Consider the following 18,200-nt stretch of genomic DNA (forward strand, 5'->3'; position numbering starts at 1 on the left):
TACTGACCGTCCCATCAGGCACAAGGGCTGCTGTAGCGCGCCAAAACGTCCGTGTGGCGAGCGGCGCTTGTCTCCGAGAAACAACAAAATATGACGCGGGCGACCAGCGGCGCAGCCGGCAGCGCTTCAATGGTCGCATGAACGGCAATCTTCGCAGCCTGGTCGGCCGGGAAGCGATAGACCCCGGTCGAGATCGCAGGAAAGGCCAGCGAGTTCAGCTCGTTGGCCTGGGAGAGCTCAAGCGCGCGGCGATAACAGGAGCCCAGCGCCTCAGCTTCGCCGCAGCCACCACCGTGCCAGACGGGGCCGACCGCGTGGATCACATAGCGCGCGGCCAGAAGGTAGCCCTTGGTGATCCTGGCATCGCCGGTCGGGCATCCGCCGAGCGTCCGGCACTCGGCCAGAAGCTCAGGGCCGGCAGCGTCGTGGATCGCACCATCCACGCCGCCTCCGCCAAGGAGAGACGCATTTGCGGCGTTGACGATGGCGTCAACGCCGAGTGTCGTGATGTCAGCGACGATGACCTCGAGCTCAGCGCCGCCGATCCGGCGCGTCAGCCGGGTCAAGCCTCAGGCCGCGACCGCGACGCCCTTCTCGGAGAAGAGCTGCTGCAGTTCGCCGGCCTGGAACATCTCGCGGACGATGTCGCAGCCGCCGATGAACTCGCCCTTCACATAGAGCTGCGGGATGGTCGGCCAGTTCGAGTATTCCTTGATGCCGTTACGCAGTTCAGCGGATTCGAGGACGTTGAGGCCCTTATAGCCGACGCCGATATGGTCGAGAATCTGGACGACCTGGCCGGAGAAACCGCACTGCGGAAATTGCGGCGTACCCTTCATGAACAGAACCACGTCGTTCGACTTCACTTCGTTGGCGATGAATTCCTCGATGCTCATATCCGTGTCCTTCCGGGGCGGAGCCCTCAACGATTCCTTCGGGTCGGCTCAGCCGATCTAACCCGATACCTGCCTATATATGTAGCCCAAACCGTTGTGCATCCAAAGTAAAATGGCGGCGAACAGCCGGCGAACGGCCCCTGGCCGGCCGGTCCAGGCCATGCCGGCCGCATTGCATGATGGAACGAATATCATCGCCGAGCAGGACTTTCATACCGTCACGGAGCCCCTATCTAGGACAAACCCAGGTTTTGGAACCGGGCAACGCCAACAACGTTCTCTTGTCCTGTCTGGAGAAAAACGTGACGAAACCAGCCTCCGCTACGGCCACCGCCCCGCTTTCGTCACTGTCGACCGATTTGGGCGGCCTCGCCCGGAGGCTGGAAGACGCGTTTCTGGCCGTCCGCAACGAGACCGAGCGCCGGGCGGCGCCGCTGTCGCCCGAAGACCAGCAGATCCAGTCCATGGCGGATGCGAGCCCGACGAAATGGCACCGGGCACACACCACCTGGTTCTGGGAGCAATTCCTGCTCGGCGAGCACGCGACTGGCTACCGGCCCTTCCACCCCGACTTCGCGTTCCTGTTCAATTCCTATTACGTCAGTGCCGGCCCGCGCCATTCCCGCAATCACCGCGGCGACATCACCCGTCCTAGCGCTGAGCAGGTCGGCGCCTACCGAAAATACGTCGACGCGGCCGTCGTAAAATTCCTCCGGGAAGCCGGCGCGGACAAGCTTCGCGAGATCGCGCCGCTGATCGAGGTCGGGCTCAATCACGAGCAACAGCATCAGGAATTGATGTTCACCGACATCCTGCACGCGTTCGCGCAGAACCCGATCCCGCCGGCATATGATCCGGATTGGCGCTTCCCGGCTTCGACGCGCGCGGGTGAGGACTGGCTGGCGCTGAACGAGGGCATCCACACCGTCGGCCATGTCGACGACAGCTTCCATTTCGACAATGAGAAGCCGGCGCACCGCGCCCTCGTCGGCCCTGTCAGGGTCGCACGCAATCTCGTCACCAATGGCGAATGGCTCGCCTTCATGCGCGACGGCGGCTACCGGACCGCAACGCTGTGGCTGATGGACGGCTCCGCCACCGTGAACAACGAGGGCTGGGACGCTCCCGGCCATTGGCGCGAGATCGACGGCCAGTGGCATGTGATGACGCTGGCCGGCCTCAGGCCGGTCGATCCCGACGCGCCGGTCTGCCATGTCAGCTATTACGAAGCGGATGCCTTCGCGCGCTGGGCCGGAAAGCATCTGCCCGCCGAGATGGAATGGGAAGTCGCGGCCCGCGCGGGCCAGCTCAACGACGCCTTCGGCATCGTCTGGCAGTGGACGCGATCGTCCTACTCGCCCTACCCCGGCTATCGCGCCGTCGAGGGCGCGCTCGGTGAATACAACGGCAAGTTCATGATCAACCAGCTGGTACTGCGCGGCTCCTCGCTTGCAACCCCGGAAGGGCACAGCCGTATCACCTATCGCAACTTCTTCTATCCGCACCATCGCTGGCAGTTCACCGGACTGCGGCTCGCCGACTACGACTAGTTCTCATCCGACGACAACCGCGCGCCGGACAGCGCGTTCAGGAGAGTATCATGAATGTGCACGCCAGCGCTTTGGCCGAAGCCCATCTCCCCGACGAGCAGACCACCGCCTTCGCCCGGGAGGCCATCGGGGACCTCTCGCAGCAGCCGAAAAAACTGTCGCCGAAATATTTCTACGACGCGACCGGATCGGAGCTGTTCGAGGCGATCACGCGCCTGCCGGAGTACTACCCGACGCGCACCGAGCTTGCGATCCTGAAAGAGCGCGGCAGCGAGATCGCGAAGATCATTCCGGAGCATGCGGCGTTGGTCGAGTTCGGCGCCGGCGCGACCACAAAGGTCCGCCTGCTGCTCAACCACTGCAAGTTCGCGGCCTATGTGCCGGTCGACATCTCGGGCGACTTCCTGACGGCACAGGCCGACGGCCTGAAGCGGGATTTTCCCTCGCTCGGCATCTATCCGGTGGCGGCTGACTTCACCACGCCGTTCGAGCTGCCCCGGGCAGTCGCGTCTATGCCCAAGGTCGGCTTCTTCCCCGGCTCGACCATCGGCAATTTCGAGCCGCACGAAGCCCAGGCCTTCCTGAAGAGCGCGCGCAAGATCCTGGGCAAGGGTGCGCAGATGATCATCGGCGCCGACCTCGAGAAGGAAGAGCGCGTGCTCTATGACGCCTACAACGATGCGGCCGGCGTCACCGCGCGCTTCAACCTCAATGTGCTCGTGCGGATCAACCGCGAGCTCGGCGGCAATTTCGACCTGTCCGCCTTCACCCATCGCGCGATCTACAATCGCGAGCGGCATCGCATCGAGATGCACCTGATCAGCAAGAAGAGCCAGACCGTGCGCCTGCTCGGCACCAGCTTCTCGTTCCGCCCCGGCGAGAGCATTCATACCGAGAACAGCTACAAATACAGTCTCGAGCGTTTTGCTACGCTGGCGCAGGGCGCAGGCTGGCGGGTGCGCGAAAGCTGGACCGATGCCGCGAAGATGTTCTCGGTGCACGCGCTGGAGGTGGCGGAGTAGAAACTCCGGCGCGGCCAGAGCGGTTTGCTGCGGCCCATCCTTCGAGACGCCCGCTCTACGCGGGCTCCTCAGGATGAGGACGGAGTGCGCGGCAGCAGTCTCAACGGGCATCGATGCCGATTAGCCTCATCCTGAGGAGACCGCGGAGCGGTCGTCTCGAAGGACGAGGCGCGCGCTCGGGCGCTACCCCGGCGCGCGCGGTTCAATGCTCCTCGGCCTCTTCCGTCTTCGACCCCAACGACATCGACTCCCACACCGCGACCACGATCATGATCACGCTGGTCGCGACCGACAGCCAGAGCGGCGAGAGATCGGCGGCGAACCACCACAGCACCAGCAGCAGGATGATGCCGATGCCGTGCGAGAGCTGGAGGAAGCCACGGATCGAATGCTTGAACAGGATGGTGCCGACGAGGAACACCAAGGGACCACCGATCGTGCTCACGATAGTGCGCACATCGGAGTGTCCGGTCGGGTGCTTCAGCACCAACTCGTCCGACACCGCGGTCAGGATGATGCCGGCGATGATCGGCATGTGCAGATAGGTGTAGGCGAGTCGCGCCAGCCGGCCGGATTCGGTGGATTTCGAGATGCGCTCGGACCCGGCCTCCGCGCCCTTGTGGAAATAGACCCACCACATCGCGATCGCGCCGACCAGCGCGGAGACGAAGGCCAGCATGTTGCTGGCGGTCCATTCCAGCTCGGCGAACGTCGCGCCGTTGACGACGACGGCCTCACCGAGCGCGATGATGACGAAGAGAGAGCAGCGCTCGGCCATGTGGCCGCCCTCGACGGCCCAGGCCTCGACCGACGAGAAGCCCAGCTTCGGGACCCAGAAGCGGACCGCCGGCGAGATGTATTCGATCGTCAGCGCCACGATCCAGAACCACAGCCGCGCCTCGTCATGCGCAAGGCCGCCGAGAATCCAGAACACCGCGGAGACCGACAGCCAGACCAGAATGCGGATCGCATTGTGCCGCACCAAGGTCCGGTGGTGCGGGGTTGCAAACAGCCAGAACGCCGTGCGCCCCACTTGCATCGTCGCGTAGGCGATCGCGAACCACAGGCCCCGCCCTTCGAACGCGGTCGGGATCGTCGTCGACAGCACGAGGCCGCCCAGCATCATCGCAAACAGCAGGAGCCGGACCGGCGTCAGCTCGGGATCGAGCCAGTTGGTGACCCAGGCGGTGTAGACCCACACCCACCACACCGCGAGGAATAGCATCGTGACATGCACAGCACCGAGCGGCGTGAAATGGTGCAGCAGCGTGTGCGAGACCTGCGTGACGGCAAAGACGAAGACGAGGTCGAAGAACAGCTCGACATTGGTCACGCGGCTGTGCTGGTTCGGCGCGATGACGCGAAACATCGCGCCGCGAGGATTGTCCGCAGCCATCGTCATCCCCCCGTCACGCGGATCAGATCAGGCCCCGGGGCTCCCAGGTACCCCGGTTTGCAGCGCCAGGGCATGCAGGACGCCGCCCATCTGGCCGCGCAGGGACTGATAGACGATCTGGTGCTGCTGGACGCGGGACTTGCCGCGGAAGGATTCCGAGATCACGGTCGCGGCGTAATGATCGCCGTCGCCGGCGAGGTCACGGATGGTCACGTCGGCATCGGGGATCGCTGCCTTGATCATCGCCTCGATATCGTGGGCGTCCATGGGCATTCGGGTCGTGCTCCTTGTCTCGGCTTTCAGTCTCGTCGTCGAATCGCTGCCGGGGGTCCCCTCGCCGGCAGGGCCAAACTTAGCGTGAACGGCCTTCTACGTCACGCTTTCCGGCACTATATCCCTGATCCTACCAGGATAAAGGCACGACAAAGTGCCGCGCGCGGCAGATTGATCGAAAAGGCGTGAAGTCATGAAGCTTCCAGGGCCCGACCACCCCATCACCATCACCCAAAACCCCCGCCGCGTCCGCGTCACGGCTGGCGACATCGTGATCGCCGAGACCAGCAAGGCGCTGACGCTGAAGGAGGCCAGATATCCGGCGGTGCAATATGTGCCGCGGGAGGACGCCAACATGGCTCTGCTCGAGCGCACCGACCGTGTCACCCATTGCCCCTACAAGGGGGACGCGAGCTATTACAGCGTCAAAGCCGACGGCAAGACGCTCGACAACGCGATCTGGACCTATGAGACGCCCTTCCCCGCCATGGCGGAGATTTCCGGCCATCTCGCCTTCTATCCGGACAAGGTGAAGATCGAGGAAGTGGGGTAAGCTCCTGGCGCTGTGACACCGAGGCGATCGTTAGGTCGCCTCCTCTCAGGTGACGCAAGGCGCAAGATGCCACGCAAGCCCGCAAGACTGATTGGAGTCTCGTTGCTGGGTCTGGCTGGCGTCCTCCTTGTGGTGGCGGCTGCCGGGCTGGGTTTTCGTGCCTATCGCCAGCATCTTGCAGCGGACACCCTTGCAATCCGCTCACCCAGGGGCGTCCAGGAGGGACAGTTCGTCGATATCGGCGGCATCAGGCAATGGGTTCAAATCCGCGGCGAGGATCGGAACAATCCGGTTCTCCTGTTCGTCCACGGCGGGCCCGGAGGCACCACCTTGCCGATCACGTCGGGCTGGCGGCGCTGGGAAAAGCAGTTCACCGTTGTACAGTGGGACCAGCGCGGCACCGGCCGCACTTACGGCGCCGCTGGAGATGCGCTCGCGCCGACCATGACATTGGAGCGAATGACTCGGGATGGTCTTGAGCTGACCGAATATCTGCGGGCGCATTTGCACAAGGACAGGATCATCCTGGTCGGCCATTCCTGGGGTTCATTCCTGGGAATTCACATGGCGAAGCAACGTCCGGAACTGTTCTATGCCTATGTCGGCACTGGCCAGGTGGTTGGCAGGACGACCTTCGAGAAGGCATTCGAGCTCACGATCGCGCGCCTGCAAACGCGGGCGGCGTCCACTGGAAACAGCGAGGCGCTGGCAGAGCTGGCGCCGGTCGCCGCACGGCCGACCATGACCCAGGAAAATCGCCTGATTGCGGAAAAGTGGAGCAGCGTGTTGGCCCTGCCGCCCGCCGATCGCCTCCAGCCGGCCGGCCTGATCCCGCCGCTCTTCATGCCGGATTTCTCGCTGCTCGACTGGTACTACTGGCGCAAAGGCGTCGCCTTCTCCAAAAAGTATCTGACCGGGAGAGACGGTCCGATGTTTCAGCACGACATGGCTTCGATCGGATTCGAATTTTCGATACCCATGTTCTTTTTTGAGGGCGATGCGGATGGCGTGACGCCGGGCGGGCCTGCCGAGCAGTATTTCAACCAGATCAGAGCCCCGCATAAGGAATTTGTCTGGATTCGCGGCGGCGATCATTTCATTCCGTTCAACCGTCCCGATGAGTTTCTGGCGGAGTTGGCGGCCCGCGTAAGACAGTTCGCAGGCAATTGAGGGCGGTGCCTCCAGGTCGGCGCGCTGTCCCGATTTGATCGTCTGCCCGGCTAAGCCCTGAAGATCGTGAGCCCCAGTATCAGCAGCACCAGGAAGATCACGACGAAGATGTAGAACAGGAAGCGGGCGACATCGGCCGAGGCGGCCGAGATGCCGGTGAAGCCGAGCACGCCGGCCACGATCGAGATCAAGAGAAAGATCAGCGCCCATTTCAGGATCGTCATAGCCAACTCCGAGACCTCGGTGCCACCTCAGGCGGCCCTCAACCATTTCGCGAACGCTAACTTCGCGACGCGGGACTGGTTCCAGAGGAGCCGGTCGGAAGCGACGAATGACCGAAACTGCCCTTGCTGAATCGGGTTCCCGGCTGCACAGTCCGGCTGGGAGAACGACGCAACCGGGGCGACCATGACCACGATCTCACCTTCTGCGACGATCGGCACGGAAGCGCATGCTGCGCCAAAGAGCAAGACGCGCAACCAGGCGCTCGATCGTGCCCGTACCTTCCTGACGCTGGTGGTGCTGCTGCACCATGCCGTCATCCCCTATACTTACTTCGGTCATACCGACCCGAAATTCTTCTTCGGCTTCGATATGATCGTGCTGGCCACCGACAGCTTCTTCATGGCGATGTTCTTCTTCCTGTCGGGCTTGTTTGCGTGGTCGGGCATCGCCCGCAAGGGCGCGCTGAACTATCTGGCAGATCGCCTGCTTCGGCTTGGCCTGCCATTCGTGATCTGCGCATTCACGATCATTCCGCTCGCCTACTACGCCGTCTCGCTCCGACATCATCCCGAGATCGGCTTTTCGGAATACTGGTGGAATATGGTCACGAAGGGCCCGTGGCCGAGCGGGCCGATCTGGTTCCTTTGGGTCCTGCTCGGCTTCGATGTGGTGGCCTGCATACTGCATCGGCTGTCACCAAACCTGCTCGATCCGATCAACCGCCTCTCGCTGGACGGTCGCCGTCGGCCCGAGTTGTTCTTCGCGGTCATGCTTGCCGTCACCGCAGCGTTCTATGTTCCCGGGCTGATGTACTATGGACCTAGCAGCTGGTTCGAGTTCGGGCCGTTCTCGGTGCAGCACGGGCGTGTGATGCTCTATGCGAGCTACTTCTTTTTCGGTGCCGGCATTGGAGTCGCGAATATGGATCGCGGCCTGCTCGCGGCAGACGGCCGGATGGCGAAGGTCAGCTGGGACTGGATGGTCTTGGCGATCGTTCCGTATTGCCTGCTCTGGGTGCTGATCTTCATCAAGCGCGAAATTCTGGGAAATCCGTCGCCGCTGCCGAACTGGTATGAGGGGCTCTACGCCATCTGCTTCGCTGTCTTCAGCGTGGCCATCATGTTTCTGATCCTGGCCTTTTTCCAGAGGTTCAAGCAATCAGGCTCGGCCAGGCTACTCGATCCGATGCAGGCGGATGCCTACGGCATGTTTTTGGTGCACTACCCGATCGCGCTTTGGCTGCAATACTGGCTGTTCGACTATGACCTGCCAGCGATCGTCAAGGCAACGATCGGGTTCGTGCTGACAGTCGCGTTCAGTTGGGCGCTAACGCGCGCCTTGCGCCAGATCCCCGGGGCAACGAAGGTGCTGTGACACTGACGGTCTCCATCATTGCGAGCGCAATGGTCGTAGCCCGGATTTCGCGGAGCCTGTCATCAGGCGGCGCTTCGCGCCGACCCGTTGGCTCCATCCGGGCTACGGGACTGAGACTGCGGCGGCGCCCTAAGCCGCCTTCCCGCCCATATACTCCGGCAGCCAGCGCTCGAACGATTTCCGCAAGCTGTCGATCGTCACAGGCGCTTCGCCCGCGATCGTGATCGCACCGCCGCCGGTGGTACCGATGCGCACGCAGGGCACCTCGCAGCCCCGCATCTTGGCGAGCACGCGGCCGGCTTCGGTTTCCGGCACGGTGACGAGATAGCGCGCCTGGTCCTCGCCGAACCAGTAGGCCTGCGAGACAAGCGAGGTCGGTGCCGCCAGCAATTTTGCGCCGATGCCGCTCGCCATCGCCATCTCGGCGAGTGCGATCAGGAGACCACCGTCGGAGAGGTCGTGCACGGCGGTGGCGGTGCCCGCATGGATCATGCCGCGCACGCAATCGCCGTTGCGCTTCTCGGCGGCGAGATCGACCGGCGGCGGCGCGCCCTCCTCGCGACCGCAGATGTCACGCAGGTACACCGACTGGCCGAGCCAGCCATGGGTTTCGCCGACCAGCAGGATCGCCTCGCCCTCGGCCTTGAAGGCCAGCGAAGCGGATTTGGTGAAATCGTCGAGCAGGCCGACGCCGCCGATCGAAGGCGTCGGCAGGATCGCGCGGCCGTTGGTCTCGTTGTAGAGCGAGACGTTGCCCGAGACGACCGGGAAGTCGAGCGTGCGGCAGGCTTCGGAGATGCCCTTCAGGCAGCCGACGAATTGGCCCATGATCTCGGGCCGTTCAGGATTGCCGAAATTGAGATTGTCGGTGATCGCGAGCGGCTTGCCGCCGACCGCGGTGATGTTGCGCCAGGCTTCCGCCACCGCCTGCTTGCCACCCTCGAACGGGTCGGCCTCGCAATAGCGCGGCGTGACGTCGACGGTCAGCGCCAGGCCCTTCGGCCCGTCCTGTACGCGCACCACGGCGGCATCGCCGCCGGGGCGCTGCAAGGTGTTGCCGAGGATGACGTGATCGTACTGCTCCCAGACCCAGCGCTTGCTGCACATGTCGGGCGTGCCGATCAGCTTCTCCAGCGCGGCACCGACAGCCATCGGCGCCGGCACCTCGCGCGCATGCACGACCGGCAGCGCGGCGGATGGGACATGCGGGCGGTTATAGAGCGGCGCCTCGTCGCCAAGCTCCTTGATCGGCAAATCGGCCATCACGTCGCCGCCATGCTTGACGACAAAGCGCTTGCTCGGCGTGGTGTAGCCGACCACGGCGAAGTCGAGGCCCCATTTCCTGAAGATCGCCTCGGCTTCCTGTTCCTTCTCGGGCTTGAGCACCATGAGCATGCGCTCCTGGCTTTCCGAGAGCATCATCTCGTAGGCGCTCATGCCGGTTTCGCGGGTCGGCACCGCGTCGAGATCGAGGTCGACGCCGAGGTCGCCCTTGGCGCCCATCTCGACCGCCGAGCAGGTCAGGCCCGCCGCGCCCATGTCCTGGATCGCGATGACGCAGCCCTTCTCCATGATTTCGAGGCAGGCCTCGAGCAGCAGCTTTTCGGCGAAGGGATCGCCGACCTGCACGGTCGGGCGCTTCTCCTCGGATTTGTCGTCGAACTCGGCCGAGGCCATCGAGGCGCCGTGGATGCCGTCGCGGCCGGTCTTGGAGCCGAGATAGACGATCGGCATGTTCACGCCGGAGGCGGCCGCATAGAAGATCTTGTCCGCGTCGGCGAGGCCGACGGCCATCGCGTTGACGAGGATGTTGCCGTCATAGCGGGTGTGGAAGCGCACCTGGCCGCCCACGGTCGGCACGCCGAAGGAATTGCCGTAGCCGCCGACGCCGGCGACGACGCCGGAAACCAGATGCCGGGTCCTGGCATGCTCGGGCGCGCCAAAACTCAGCGCATTGAGGCAGGCGATTGGCCTCGCGCCCATGGTGAAGACGTCGCGCAAGATGCCGCCGACGCCGGTGGTCGCGCCCTGATAGGGCTCGATGTAGCTCGGATGGTTGTGGCTCTCCATCTTGAAGACCACGGCCTGGCCGTCGCCGATGTCGATCACGCCGGCATTCTCGCCGGGGCCCTGGATCACCCAGGGTGCCTTGGTCGGCAGGCCGCGCAGATGGATGCGCGAGGACTTGTACGAGCAATGCTCGTTCCACATCGCCGAGAAGATGCCGAGCTCGGTGAAGGTCGGCTCCCGCCCGATCAGCTTCAGGATGCGCTCATACTCGTCGGGCTTGAGCCCGTGGGCGGCAACCAGTTCGGGGGTGATCTTGGGTTCGTTCTTCATGGATTCGAGGCTTTCGGCGGCGGTTGGCCGTTCTTAGGAACATCGGACGGCTTGGAAAAGCCCTTTATGGCGCATTTTCCCGCTGTCCCACGTTTTGCGGCGGGGGGCTGCGGGAACAGGAATTGCACCGCGCGTAAGGATCGGATTTAAGGGCAAAAGACCCGCAATTGAAGGCCCATTTCCTTGCACGAACTCACCAAAACGCCCCCGCCCCGCCGTCCCGACCTCCACATCGCCACCGAGGGGGAATTCCAGGGCTGGCGGACCTGGATTCGCGACAGTTTTGAGTCCCATGTCGGCCCCTTCTGGCACCGGATCGAGGAGGACGGCAGCGTCCGCAGCGCCTTCCGGGTCGAGAAAAAGCACCTCAACGGCTCGGGGAACGTCCACGGCGGCTGCTACATGGCTTTTGCCGACTACTCCCTGTTTGCGATCGCCACCCATGTCCTGGACGGACGGGCCGTGACGACCAATTTTACCTGCGAATTCCTCGACGCGGCACGGGAGGGCGAGCTGATCGAATGTACCGGAGAAGTGAGCCGGGCCGGCGGTTCGCTGATTTTCCTGCGCGGCAAGATGATGTCCGGCAACAGGCAGCTGTTCACCTTTTCCGGGACGATCAAGCGGGTGAAGCGGAAGGCGCAACCTCAGCCAAACGCATAGCTCGGCGCCTTCCCTTTTGGCGCCCCCTCGCCCAGACTTGTGCCGAGCGCTGTCGCGCCGGGGAGCAAGACCAAGGTGCCGCAGAGCACATCGAGGGCGGGGCGCACGGCAGCCTCCGTAGCATCGCCGTTGCCGTCCGTGGCCGCCACCGGCGCACGCAACTGGCGCGACTATGCGCTGCTGTTCGCGCTCGCCTGCTGCTGGAGCTCCACCTATCCGCTGGCCAAGCTCGCGCTCGACACCATCCCGCCTGTGACCTTCATCTCGGCGCGCTCGCTGATCGCGGCCGCCTTCCTGTTCGCGATCCTGTGGATGCGCGGAGTCAGCCTGCCGACGGATGTGAAAGCCTGGAAGCTGTTCGCGGTCCAGCAGCTGATCAACTCGACCTTTCCGTTCCTGGTCATCACCTGGTCGCAGCTCTATGTGCCGGCATCGAACACGGTGGTGCTGGCCTCGACGACGCCGATCTTCGCCTTCCTGATCACCTCGCTGATCACGCGGCACGAACCGGCGACGTTGCTGAAGCTCGCGGGCGCGATCCTCGGCCTTGCCGGCACCATCGTCATCGTCGGGCTCGATGCGCTGCGCGGCCTCGGCAGCGAGATCGTGGCGGAGATCGCGATCCTGCTCGCCACCATCTCCTTTGCCTGCGCGACCATCTTCGGCCTCCGCCTCTCCGAATACGACCCGATGGTGGTCGCCACCGGCTCGCTGCTGTTCGGCGGCCTTGTGCTGCTGCCGCCCTCGCTCATCATCGACCAGCCCTGGACGCTGCACCCGACACCAACGGCGATCGTCGCCACCATCGTCATGGGGATCGTCTCCAGCGCGCTGGGGCTGATGCTGTTCTACGTCTGCCTCGGCCGGCTCGGCACGCTGACCACGAACGCACAAGGCTATTTGCGCATCCCGATCGGCGTCGGCCTCTCCGTGCTGCTGCTCGGCGAGAGCGTGCCGTCAAACCTGGCACTGGGGCTATTGCTGGTCATGGCCGGCGTCGCCGCGATGACGGTGCCGGCCGAACGACTCAAGTGGCGGTAGCGGGCGCCGATCAAGCAGCCATGTTGGGTTGCCGGAAGGCCGCTTCCATCTCGCGGCGCACCCGCACGGCGAGACTGTTGGGATCGTACTCCACGTCCTCCCATCTCAGGCGCTGGCCTTCCGCGATGTCGGTCTTGAGCTTGACCTGGTGCGCGAGGCCGAGCGGCAGATAGCCCTGCTTCAGAGAGGCGTCGGCCGGGGTCTGCTTACCCCACACGCAGAAGCCGCCCTCGCCGTCGAGCATCTCGCCGGCCTTCAGCTTGCGCTTGGCGGTCGCCACCACGTCCGAATTGAACACGATCGGCGCACCGGTCGGCTCCTTGCGCAGCGCCGCGGAAGCCACGGAGATACCGAGCTCGAGCCCGATCATGTGGATGGGGCGATAGAGCGAGGCATATTTGCCGGTCTTGTCCGGCAGCATGCTGTATTCGCGGAAGCATTCCTCGGAATAGGCGCTGTCGGTCTCGAACACGACATAGGTGCCCATCACGAGGCTCTGCGGGACGTCGCTGCCGTCACGATAGACCGAGGACGTGACCTCGGTGACGCCCGACTTCTCCAGCATGCCACCGTCGGATTTCGGCTTGCAGATTTCGGCGTGCTCGAACCGCGTTGCCGGCGGAAACGACAGCCCCTCGCTCTGCGCATGCAGCCCGGTCGCATTGCACACCGCCGTCATTTCGATGCCCGACTTGGTGCCGTCGACGAAGGAGTTGAACATCTTCGGGTTGATCGAGTTGCGATCCTTGATCTTCATGTATTTGTCGAGGATGTCCCAGACCGTATCTGGCGTCGACTGGTGATAGGTCGGGTGATAGCGCGTACCCTTGCCCGCGGCGACGACCTTGAAGCCGGCGGCACGTGCCCAGTCGACGTGATCGGCGATCAGCGCCGGCTGGTCGCCCCAGGCCAGCGAATAGACCACGCCGGCCTGCTTGGCCTTGCGCGCCAGGATCGGACCTGCGACTGCGTCCGCCTCGACATTGACCATCACGATGTGCTTGCCGTTCTCGATCGCCTTCATCGCAAAGCGGATGCCGGCGCCGGGATCGCCGGTCGCCTCGATGATAACCTCGATCGCCGGATGGGTGATCAGCGCATCGGCGTTGTCGGTGACGACGGTGCGGCCATGCTTGAGCGCGTCGTCGATCGTGGCAGCCGCGTATTGCTCTTCCGGCCAGCAACCGAGCTTGAGCTGCGCCCGGGCGCGGGCGGTGTTCAGGTCGGCAACGCCGACGAGATGCATGCCGTCGGTCTGGCGCACTTGCGACAGGAACATCAGGCCGAATTTTCCGGCCCCAATCAGGCCGATGGTAACAGGCTTGCCGGCCGCCTTGCGCTCCAGCAGCATGCGATGGAGATTCATCTGGATTTCCTTAAGCGTTCCTCGGGTGACGGCGTTGTTGCGGCCGTGACGTCCGGCCGCGCTCGCCTTGCACGGAACGTTAGGCAGCGGCGAATCCGAGGGCAATTCAGATTATCTGCCGCAACGATGTAGGCGCGCTAAACAATCGGCATGCCCTCAGCACGCATGATCTCCGCGCGAACGTTTCGCGTCGGTCGCAGGGAAAACCGCTTCAGACCTTTCCGGATGATGCGCTAGCGCGCGCTCCAGGCGTCGCGCTCCGCGCGCAGCCAGTCGAGAAAGGTGCGGGTCTTGCGGTGGCGCAGATGGCCGTGCGGGCAGACGATCCATTGCGTGGTCAGCGCGACCTCCGGCGGGTTCTTCACGGGACAAACCAGGCGGCCGTCGCGTAATTCGCGCCAGGCCAGCAGCTCGCTTTCCAGCCCGATGCCAAGGCCGTCGACGGCGGCGTCGATCGCCATGTGGCTGCGGTCGAACAGCACGCGTTTCCAGCGTTCTGCAGGCTCGATGCCGGCCTCCGTGAACCAGCGCGGCCATTGCATCTGCGATTTCACCGAATGGATCAGCCGGTGCTCGAGCAGGTCCTGGGCGGACAGACTGCCCGCCGCAAAGAACGAAGGCGCACACAGCGGAAAGAATCGCTCCTTGCCCAGGCTTTCGACGAACAGACCGGCCCAGCCGCCTTCGCCGTGGCGGATCTCCAGGTCGACATTTTCCTTGCGAAAATCGGTCGGCTCGTTGGTGCCGTCGAGCCGCAATTCGATGTCCGGATTGGCATCAACGAAGCTCGCAAGCCGCGGCAGCAGCCATTTGCTCGACACGCTCGGGGCTGCGCGTACCGTCAGTGTGGTGGCGGAGCGGATGCCGCGGACATGCTGCGTCACGTCGGTGACGTGCTCGATCTCGCGGCTGATCATCTCGAAATAGCGCTCACCGGCCTCGGTCAGCGTGATGTTACGCCCGACCCGCGAGGTCAGCGCCGTGCCGAGGTGCAGCTCGAGCGCCTGGATCTGCTGGCTGACGGCCGACGGCGTCACCCGTAATTCGTCCGCCGCACGGGAAATGCTGCCCGCGCGCGCCACCGCGTGGAAGACAATGATGGCGCGGAACGGTATCTGCATCAGGAAACCTTTTAGGTCAGCTAAAGTGACGGCGAATATAATTCAATTGTCGTGCGTGACCAGCGATCTAGGCTTCAGACTCAAGGCAACCCGCGGCAGACGGGTGCCGACAGAGGAAACAGGACGGGCGTAGAGCGCCGGTCCGCCCGGGGGGAAGGAACGCAGGGCGAGGCCCTTTCACCAGCTACAGCGATTTTGACGACACCGGCGCGGCGAGGACCGCGCGCGGCAACGAGCACGTGCGCCGACAAAGGCGCCGCACAAGATCATCAGGGAGGACCAACGATGTCGGGCAAGGGCCACAGGATTTCACGGCGCAACTTCATGGTCGCAGCTGCGGCCGTTCCACTGATCGCGATCCGCACCCGGCCGGCGCAGGCCGCGGAATTCGAATACAAGCTCGCCACCGGCCAGTCGCTGACGCAGCCGATCAACACCCGCCTCGACCAGGCCGTGAAGCGGATCAGGGAAGCGAGCGGCGGCCGGCTGGAGATCAAGTTCTTTCCCGCCTCGCAGCTCGGCTCGGACACTGATCTCCTGACCCAGATCCGCAGCGGCGGCGTCGATTTCCTCAACATCGCGGGCTCCGTGCTGTCGACGGTAGCGCCGATCGCCGGCATCGCCAATGTCGGCTTCGCGTTCTCGGACTACGGCCAGGTCTGGAATGCGATGGACGGAGACCTCGGCAAGCTGATCGCAAGCCAGATCGAGAAGACCGGCGCGCTGGTGATGGCCAAGCCCGCCGACAACACGTTCCGGCAGGTTTCGTCGTTCACCAAGCCGATCAAGACGCCGGCCGATCTCGCCGGTTACCGCATCCGCGTGCCGGTCTCGCCGATCTTCACCTCGCTGTTCAAGTCGCTGGGCGCCAACCCGACCTCGATCAACTTCAACGAATTGTACACGGCGCTCCAGACCCATCTCGTCGACGGCCAGGAGAACGGCCTCGTTACCATCGAGGCCGGCAAGATCTACGAGGTGCAGAAATACATCTCCGAGACCAACCACATCTGGGATCCATTCTTCATTCTCGGCAACCGCCGCTCGGTCAAGGCACTGCCCGACGAGTTGCAGGCGATCGTACGGCGTGAATTCGACCAGGCCGCGATGGAGCAGCGCGCGGATACCGCAAAGCTCAATCTGACACTGAAGGACCAACTGACCGCCAAGGGCATCACCTTCGAGGTCTCCGACAAGGAGGCGTTCCGCAAGGGGCTGTCGGCCGCCGGCTTCTACAAGGAATGGCGCGGCAAGTTCGGCGAGGACAATTGGAAGATTCTGGAGGCCGCGGCCGGAGCGCTGGCATGAGCGCGGTGATCGGCATGCCGGAAACGGTGACGCTCGGCGAGGCGCGACCGTTGCGCGGACGCTGGCTGGAGCAGTCGCTGCGCTGGCTGGTGGAGGTTCCGGCGGCGATCGCCGTGGTCGCCGAGGTCGTCATCCTGTTCGCTGGCATCGTCGCACGCGGAATCTTCCACCGGCCGATCATCTGGTCGGACGAACTCGCCTCCATCCTGTTCCTGTGGCTGGCGATGCTCGGCAGCGCGATCGCCGTGCAGCGCTCGGCGCATATGCGCCTGACCTTCTTCACGTCGTACCTGTCGCCGCGTGCGGAGGCCTGGGCCTCGACGCTCGCGGCCGGCGGGGTTGCGCTGTTCCTCGCGATCATCCTGCATCCGGCGCTGGACTATGTGGAGGACCAGGCCTTTGTGGAGACGCCGGCGCTCGGCTGGTCCGGCATGGTTCGTGCGGCCGCCATCCCGGTCGGGTGCATCATCGCGCTCGCCAGCATCTGCCTCACCCTCGTCAAGCGATCCGCGAAGGACCTGCTTGCCGTCGCAATCCTGTTTGCGGCGATTGCCGGCGTGCTCTATTTCGCAGGCCCCTCGCTGAAGTCGCTCGGCAACTGGAACCTGCTGATCTTCTTCGTCGGTCTGCTCGGCTGCGCCGTGATGGCGGGCGTGCCGATCGCGTTTTCCTTTTGTCTTGCGACCGTCGCTTTCCTGCTGACCACGACGCGGACGCCGTTGCTGGTCGTGGTCGGGCGGATCGACGAGGGCATGAGCTCGCTGATCCTGCTCGCGGTGCCGCTGTTCGTGCTGCTGGGACAACTGGTCGAGCAGACCGGCATGGCGCGCGTCATGGTCGCATTTCTCGCCTCCATGCTCGGCCATGTCCGGGGTGGGCTCTCCTATGTGATGTTGGGCGCCATGCTGCTGGTTTCGGGCATCTCCGGCTCGAAGACCGCCGATATGGCGGCGATCGCGCCGGTGCTGTTTCCCGAAATGCGCAAGCGCGGCATGAAGGATGGCGAACTGGTGTCGCTGCTCGCGGCGTCGGGCGCGATGAGCGAGACCATTCCGCCGTCGATCGTGCTGATCGCGATCGCCTCCGTCACCGGTGTCTCGATCGCCGCGCTGTTCACCGCCGGCATCCTGCCCGGGATCGTGCTGGCGATCGTGCTCGCCTTCGTCGCGCGCTACCGGGCGGGCGCGGAGGAGAACGCCGCGCTCAAGGTGGCGCGGGCACCGATGTCTGTCGTGGCGAAGACGTTCTGGGCGGCGCTGCCGGCCCTGGCCTTGCCGTTCCTGATCCGCAGCGCGGTGGTCGAGGGCTTTGCGACCGCCACTGAAGTCTCGACGATCGGCATCGCCTATTGCCTCGTGCTCGGCCTGGTCATCTATCGTGGCAGCCTGGCCTGGAAGAATGTGCTGCCGATGCTGGTGCAGACCGCCTCGCTGTCCGGCTCGATCCTGTTCATCGTGGGGGCTGCCAGCGCGATGGCATGGGCGTTGGCGCAATCCGGCTTCTCACATGATCTGGCGGCGCGTATGGCCGGCGTGCCCGGTGGCGCCTGGGGCTTCCTGTTGATCTCGGTCGTCGCCTTCATCGTGCTCGGCAGCGTGCTGGAGGGCATCCCGGCCATCGTGCTGTTCGGTCCGCTGCTATTCCCGGTGGCGGCAACGTTCGGGATCAACGAGGTGCACTATGCGATGGTGGTGATCCTCGCCATGGGCCTCGGCCTATTCGCGCCGCCATTCGGGCTCTGCTACTACGCGGCCTGCAGCATCGGCGGCGTGTCGCCGGACGCCGGCATGCGCCGAATCTGGATCTATCTCGCCTGGCTGTTCCTGGGCCTGTTGCTGATCACCTTCGTGCCCTGGATATCGCTGGTGTTTCTGTGAGATTCTCAGGCTGAAGCCATTCGGC

At 64.3% G+C, this 18,200-nt stretch carries 17 protein-coding genes; 9 read left to right on the plus strand and 8 right to left on the minus strand.

Going from position 1 to position 18,200, the window contains the following annotated elements:
• Window positions 1-14 precede the first annotated feature (14 nt).
• Together NLM15_RS28905 and grxD are read right to left on the minus strand one after the other, a co-directional pair.
• Complete coding sequence (locus NLM15_RS28905) at window positions 15-566, minus strand: O-acetyl-ADP-ribose deacetylase (RefSeq protein WP_254121078.1); 552 nt, start codon at window positions 564-566, stop codon at window positions 15-17.
• Window positions 567-569: 3 nt separating this feature from the next.
• Window positions 570-896, minus strand: coding sequence for a Grx4 family monothiol glutaredoxin (grxD, locus tag NLM15_RS28910; RefSeq protein ID WP_254121080.1), 327 nt, complete (start codon window positions 894-896; stop codon window positions 570-572).
• 251 nt (window positions 897-1,147) lie between these two features.
• Between grxD and egtB the strand changes: the two genes are divergently transcribed.
• Together egtB and egtD are read left to right on the plus strand one after the other, a co-directional pair.
• Window positions 1,148-2,446 (plus strand): ergothioneine biosynthesis protein EgtB, encoded by a 1,299-nt coding sequence (gene egtB, locus NLM15_RS28915; RefSeq protein ID WP_254121082.1) that lies wholly within the window; start codon window positions 1,148-1,150, stop codon window positions 2,444-2,446.
• A gap of 50 nt (window positions 2,447-2,496) precedes the next feature.
• The gene (gene egtD / locus NLM15_RS28920; RefSeq protein WP_254121084.1) at window positions 2,497-3,468 is read left to right on the plus strand and encodes an L-histidine N(alpha)-methyltransferase; all 972 of its coding nucleotides are present in this window, start codon (window positions 2,497-2,499) and stop codon (window positions 3,466-3,468) included.
• Between the two features lie 202 nt (window positions 3,469-3,670).
• Here the strand turns inward: egtD and NLM15_RS28925 are convergent, their stop codons facing one another.
• Both NLM15_RS28925 and NLM15_RS28930 read right to left on the minus strand, forming a co-directional pair.
• Window positions 3,671-4,864, minus strand: coding sequence for a low temperature requirement protein A (locus NLM15_RS28925; protein ID WP_254124473.1), 1,194 nt, complete (start codon window positions 4,862-4,864; stop codon window positions 3,671-3,673).
• Window positions 4,865-4,891: 27 nt separating this feature from the next.
• Window positions 4,892-5,137 carry a BolA family protein gene (locus NLM15_RS28930; protein ID WP_254121086.1) on the minus strand — a complete coding sequence of 82 codons (246 nt, stop codon included), beginning with the start codon at window positions 5,135-5,137 and terminating at the stop codon, window positions 4,892-4,894.
• A 193-nt stretch (window positions 5,138-5,330) separates the two neighbouring features.
• Here NLM15_RS28930 and NLM15_RS28935 point away from each other — a divergent pair, with 193 nt between their 5' ends.
• Together NLM15_RS28935 and NLM15_RS28940 are read left to right on the plus strand one after the other, a co-directional pair.
• Window positions 5,331-5,690, plus strand: a complete 360-nt coding sequence (locus NLM15_RS28935) for a DUF427 domain-containing protein (protein WP_254121088.1) — start codon at window positions 5,331-5,333, stop codon at window positions 5,688-5,690.
• Window positions 5,691-5,792: 102 nt separating this feature from the next.
• Window positions 5,793-6,860 (plus strand): alpha/beta fold hydrolase, encoded by a 1,068-nt coding sequence (locus NLM15_RS28940; protein ID WP_254121095.1) that lies wholly within the window; start codon window positions 5,793-5,795, stop codon window positions 6,858-6,860.
• Window positions 6,861-6,910: 50 nt separating this feature from the next.
• On the opposite strand, the gene NLM15_RS28945 is transcribed toward NLM15_RS28940, so the two are convergent.
• Complete coding sequence (locus tag NLM15_RS28945; RefSeq protein ID WP_148742381.1) at window positions 6,911-7,084, minus strand: DUF1328 domain-containing protein; 174 nt, start codon at window positions 7,082-7,084, stop codon at window positions 6,911-6,913.
• Between the two features lie 184 nt (window positions 7,085-7,268).
• Here NLM15_RS28945 and NLM15_RS28950 point away from each other — a divergent pair, with 184 nt between their 5' ends.
• Complete coding sequence (locus NLM15_RS28950) at window positions 7,269-8,459, plus strand: acyltransferase (protein WP_254121097.1); 1,191 nt, start codon at window positions 7,269-7,271, stop codon at window positions 8,457-8,459.
• Window positions 8,460-8,588: 129 nt separating this feature from the next.
• Here NLM15_RS28950 and purL read toward each other — a convergent pair whose 3' ends face one another.
• The gene (gene purL, locus NLM15_RS28955; RefSeq protein WP_254121098.1) at window positions 8,589-10,799 is read right to left on the minus strand and encodes a phosphoribosylformylglycinamidine synthase subunit PurL; all 2,211 of its coding nucleotides are present in this window, start codon (window positions 10,797-10,799) and stop codon (window positions 8,589-8,591) included.
• A 183-nt stretch (window positions 10,800-10,982) separates the two neighbouring features.
• Between purL and NLM15_RS28960 the strand changes: the two genes are divergently transcribed.
• Together NLM15_RS28960 and NLM15_RS28965 are read left to right on the plus strand one after the other, a co-directional pair.
• Entirely contained in the window at window positions 10,983-11,462 is a 480-nt protein-coding gene (locus NLM15_RS28960) for a PaaI family thioesterase (RefSeq protein ID WP_254121099.1), read from the plus strand.
• Between the two features lie 75 nt (window positions 11,463-11,537).
• Entirely contained in the window at window positions 11,538-12,503 is a 966-nt protein-coding gene (locus NLM15_RS28965) for a DMT family transporter (protein WP_254121100.1), read from the plus strand.
• Between the two features lie 10 nt (window positions 12,504-12,513).
• On the opposite strand, the gene NLM15_RS28970 is transcribed toward NLM15_RS28965, so the two are convergent.
• A complete protein-coding gene (locus NLM15_RS28970; protein WP_254121101.1) occupies window positions 12,514-13,869 on the minus strand; it encodes an NAD(P)H-dependent oxidoreductase in 1,356 nt (451 codons plus the stop codon).
• A gap of 233 nt (window positions 13,870-14,102) precedes the next feature.
• Complete coding sequence (locus NLM15_RS28975) at window positions 14,103-14,990, minus strand: LysR substrate-binding domain-containing protein (RefSeq protein ID WP_254121102.1); 888 nt, start codon at window positions 14,988-14,990, stop codon at window positions 14,103-14,105.
• Between the two features lie 285 nt (window positions 14,991-15,275).
• On the opposite strand from NLM15_RS28975, the gene NLM15_RS28980 reads away from it, so the two are divergent.
• Window positions 15,276-16,298, plus strand: a complete 1,023-nt coding sequence (locus NLM15_RS28980; RefSeq protein ID WP_254121104.1) for a TRAP transporter substrate-binding protein — start codon at window positions 15,276-15,278, stop codon at window positions 16,296-16,298.
• Window positions 16,295-18,175, plus strand: a complete 1,881-nt coding sequence (locus NLM15_RS28985) for a TRAP transporter large permease subunit (RefSeq protein WP_375166868.1) — start codon at window positions 16,295-16,297, stop codon at window positions 18,173-18,175. The genes NLM15_RS28980 and NLM15_RS28985 overlap by 4 nt, the downstream gene beginning before the upstream one ends.
• Window positions 18,176-18,200 lie beyond the last annotated feature (25 nt).

The organism is Bradyrhizobium sp. CCGB20 (genome assembly GCF_024199855.1).
GTDB lineage: Bacteria > Pseudomonadota > Alphaproteobacteria > Rhizobiales > Xanthobacteraceae > Bradyrhizobium.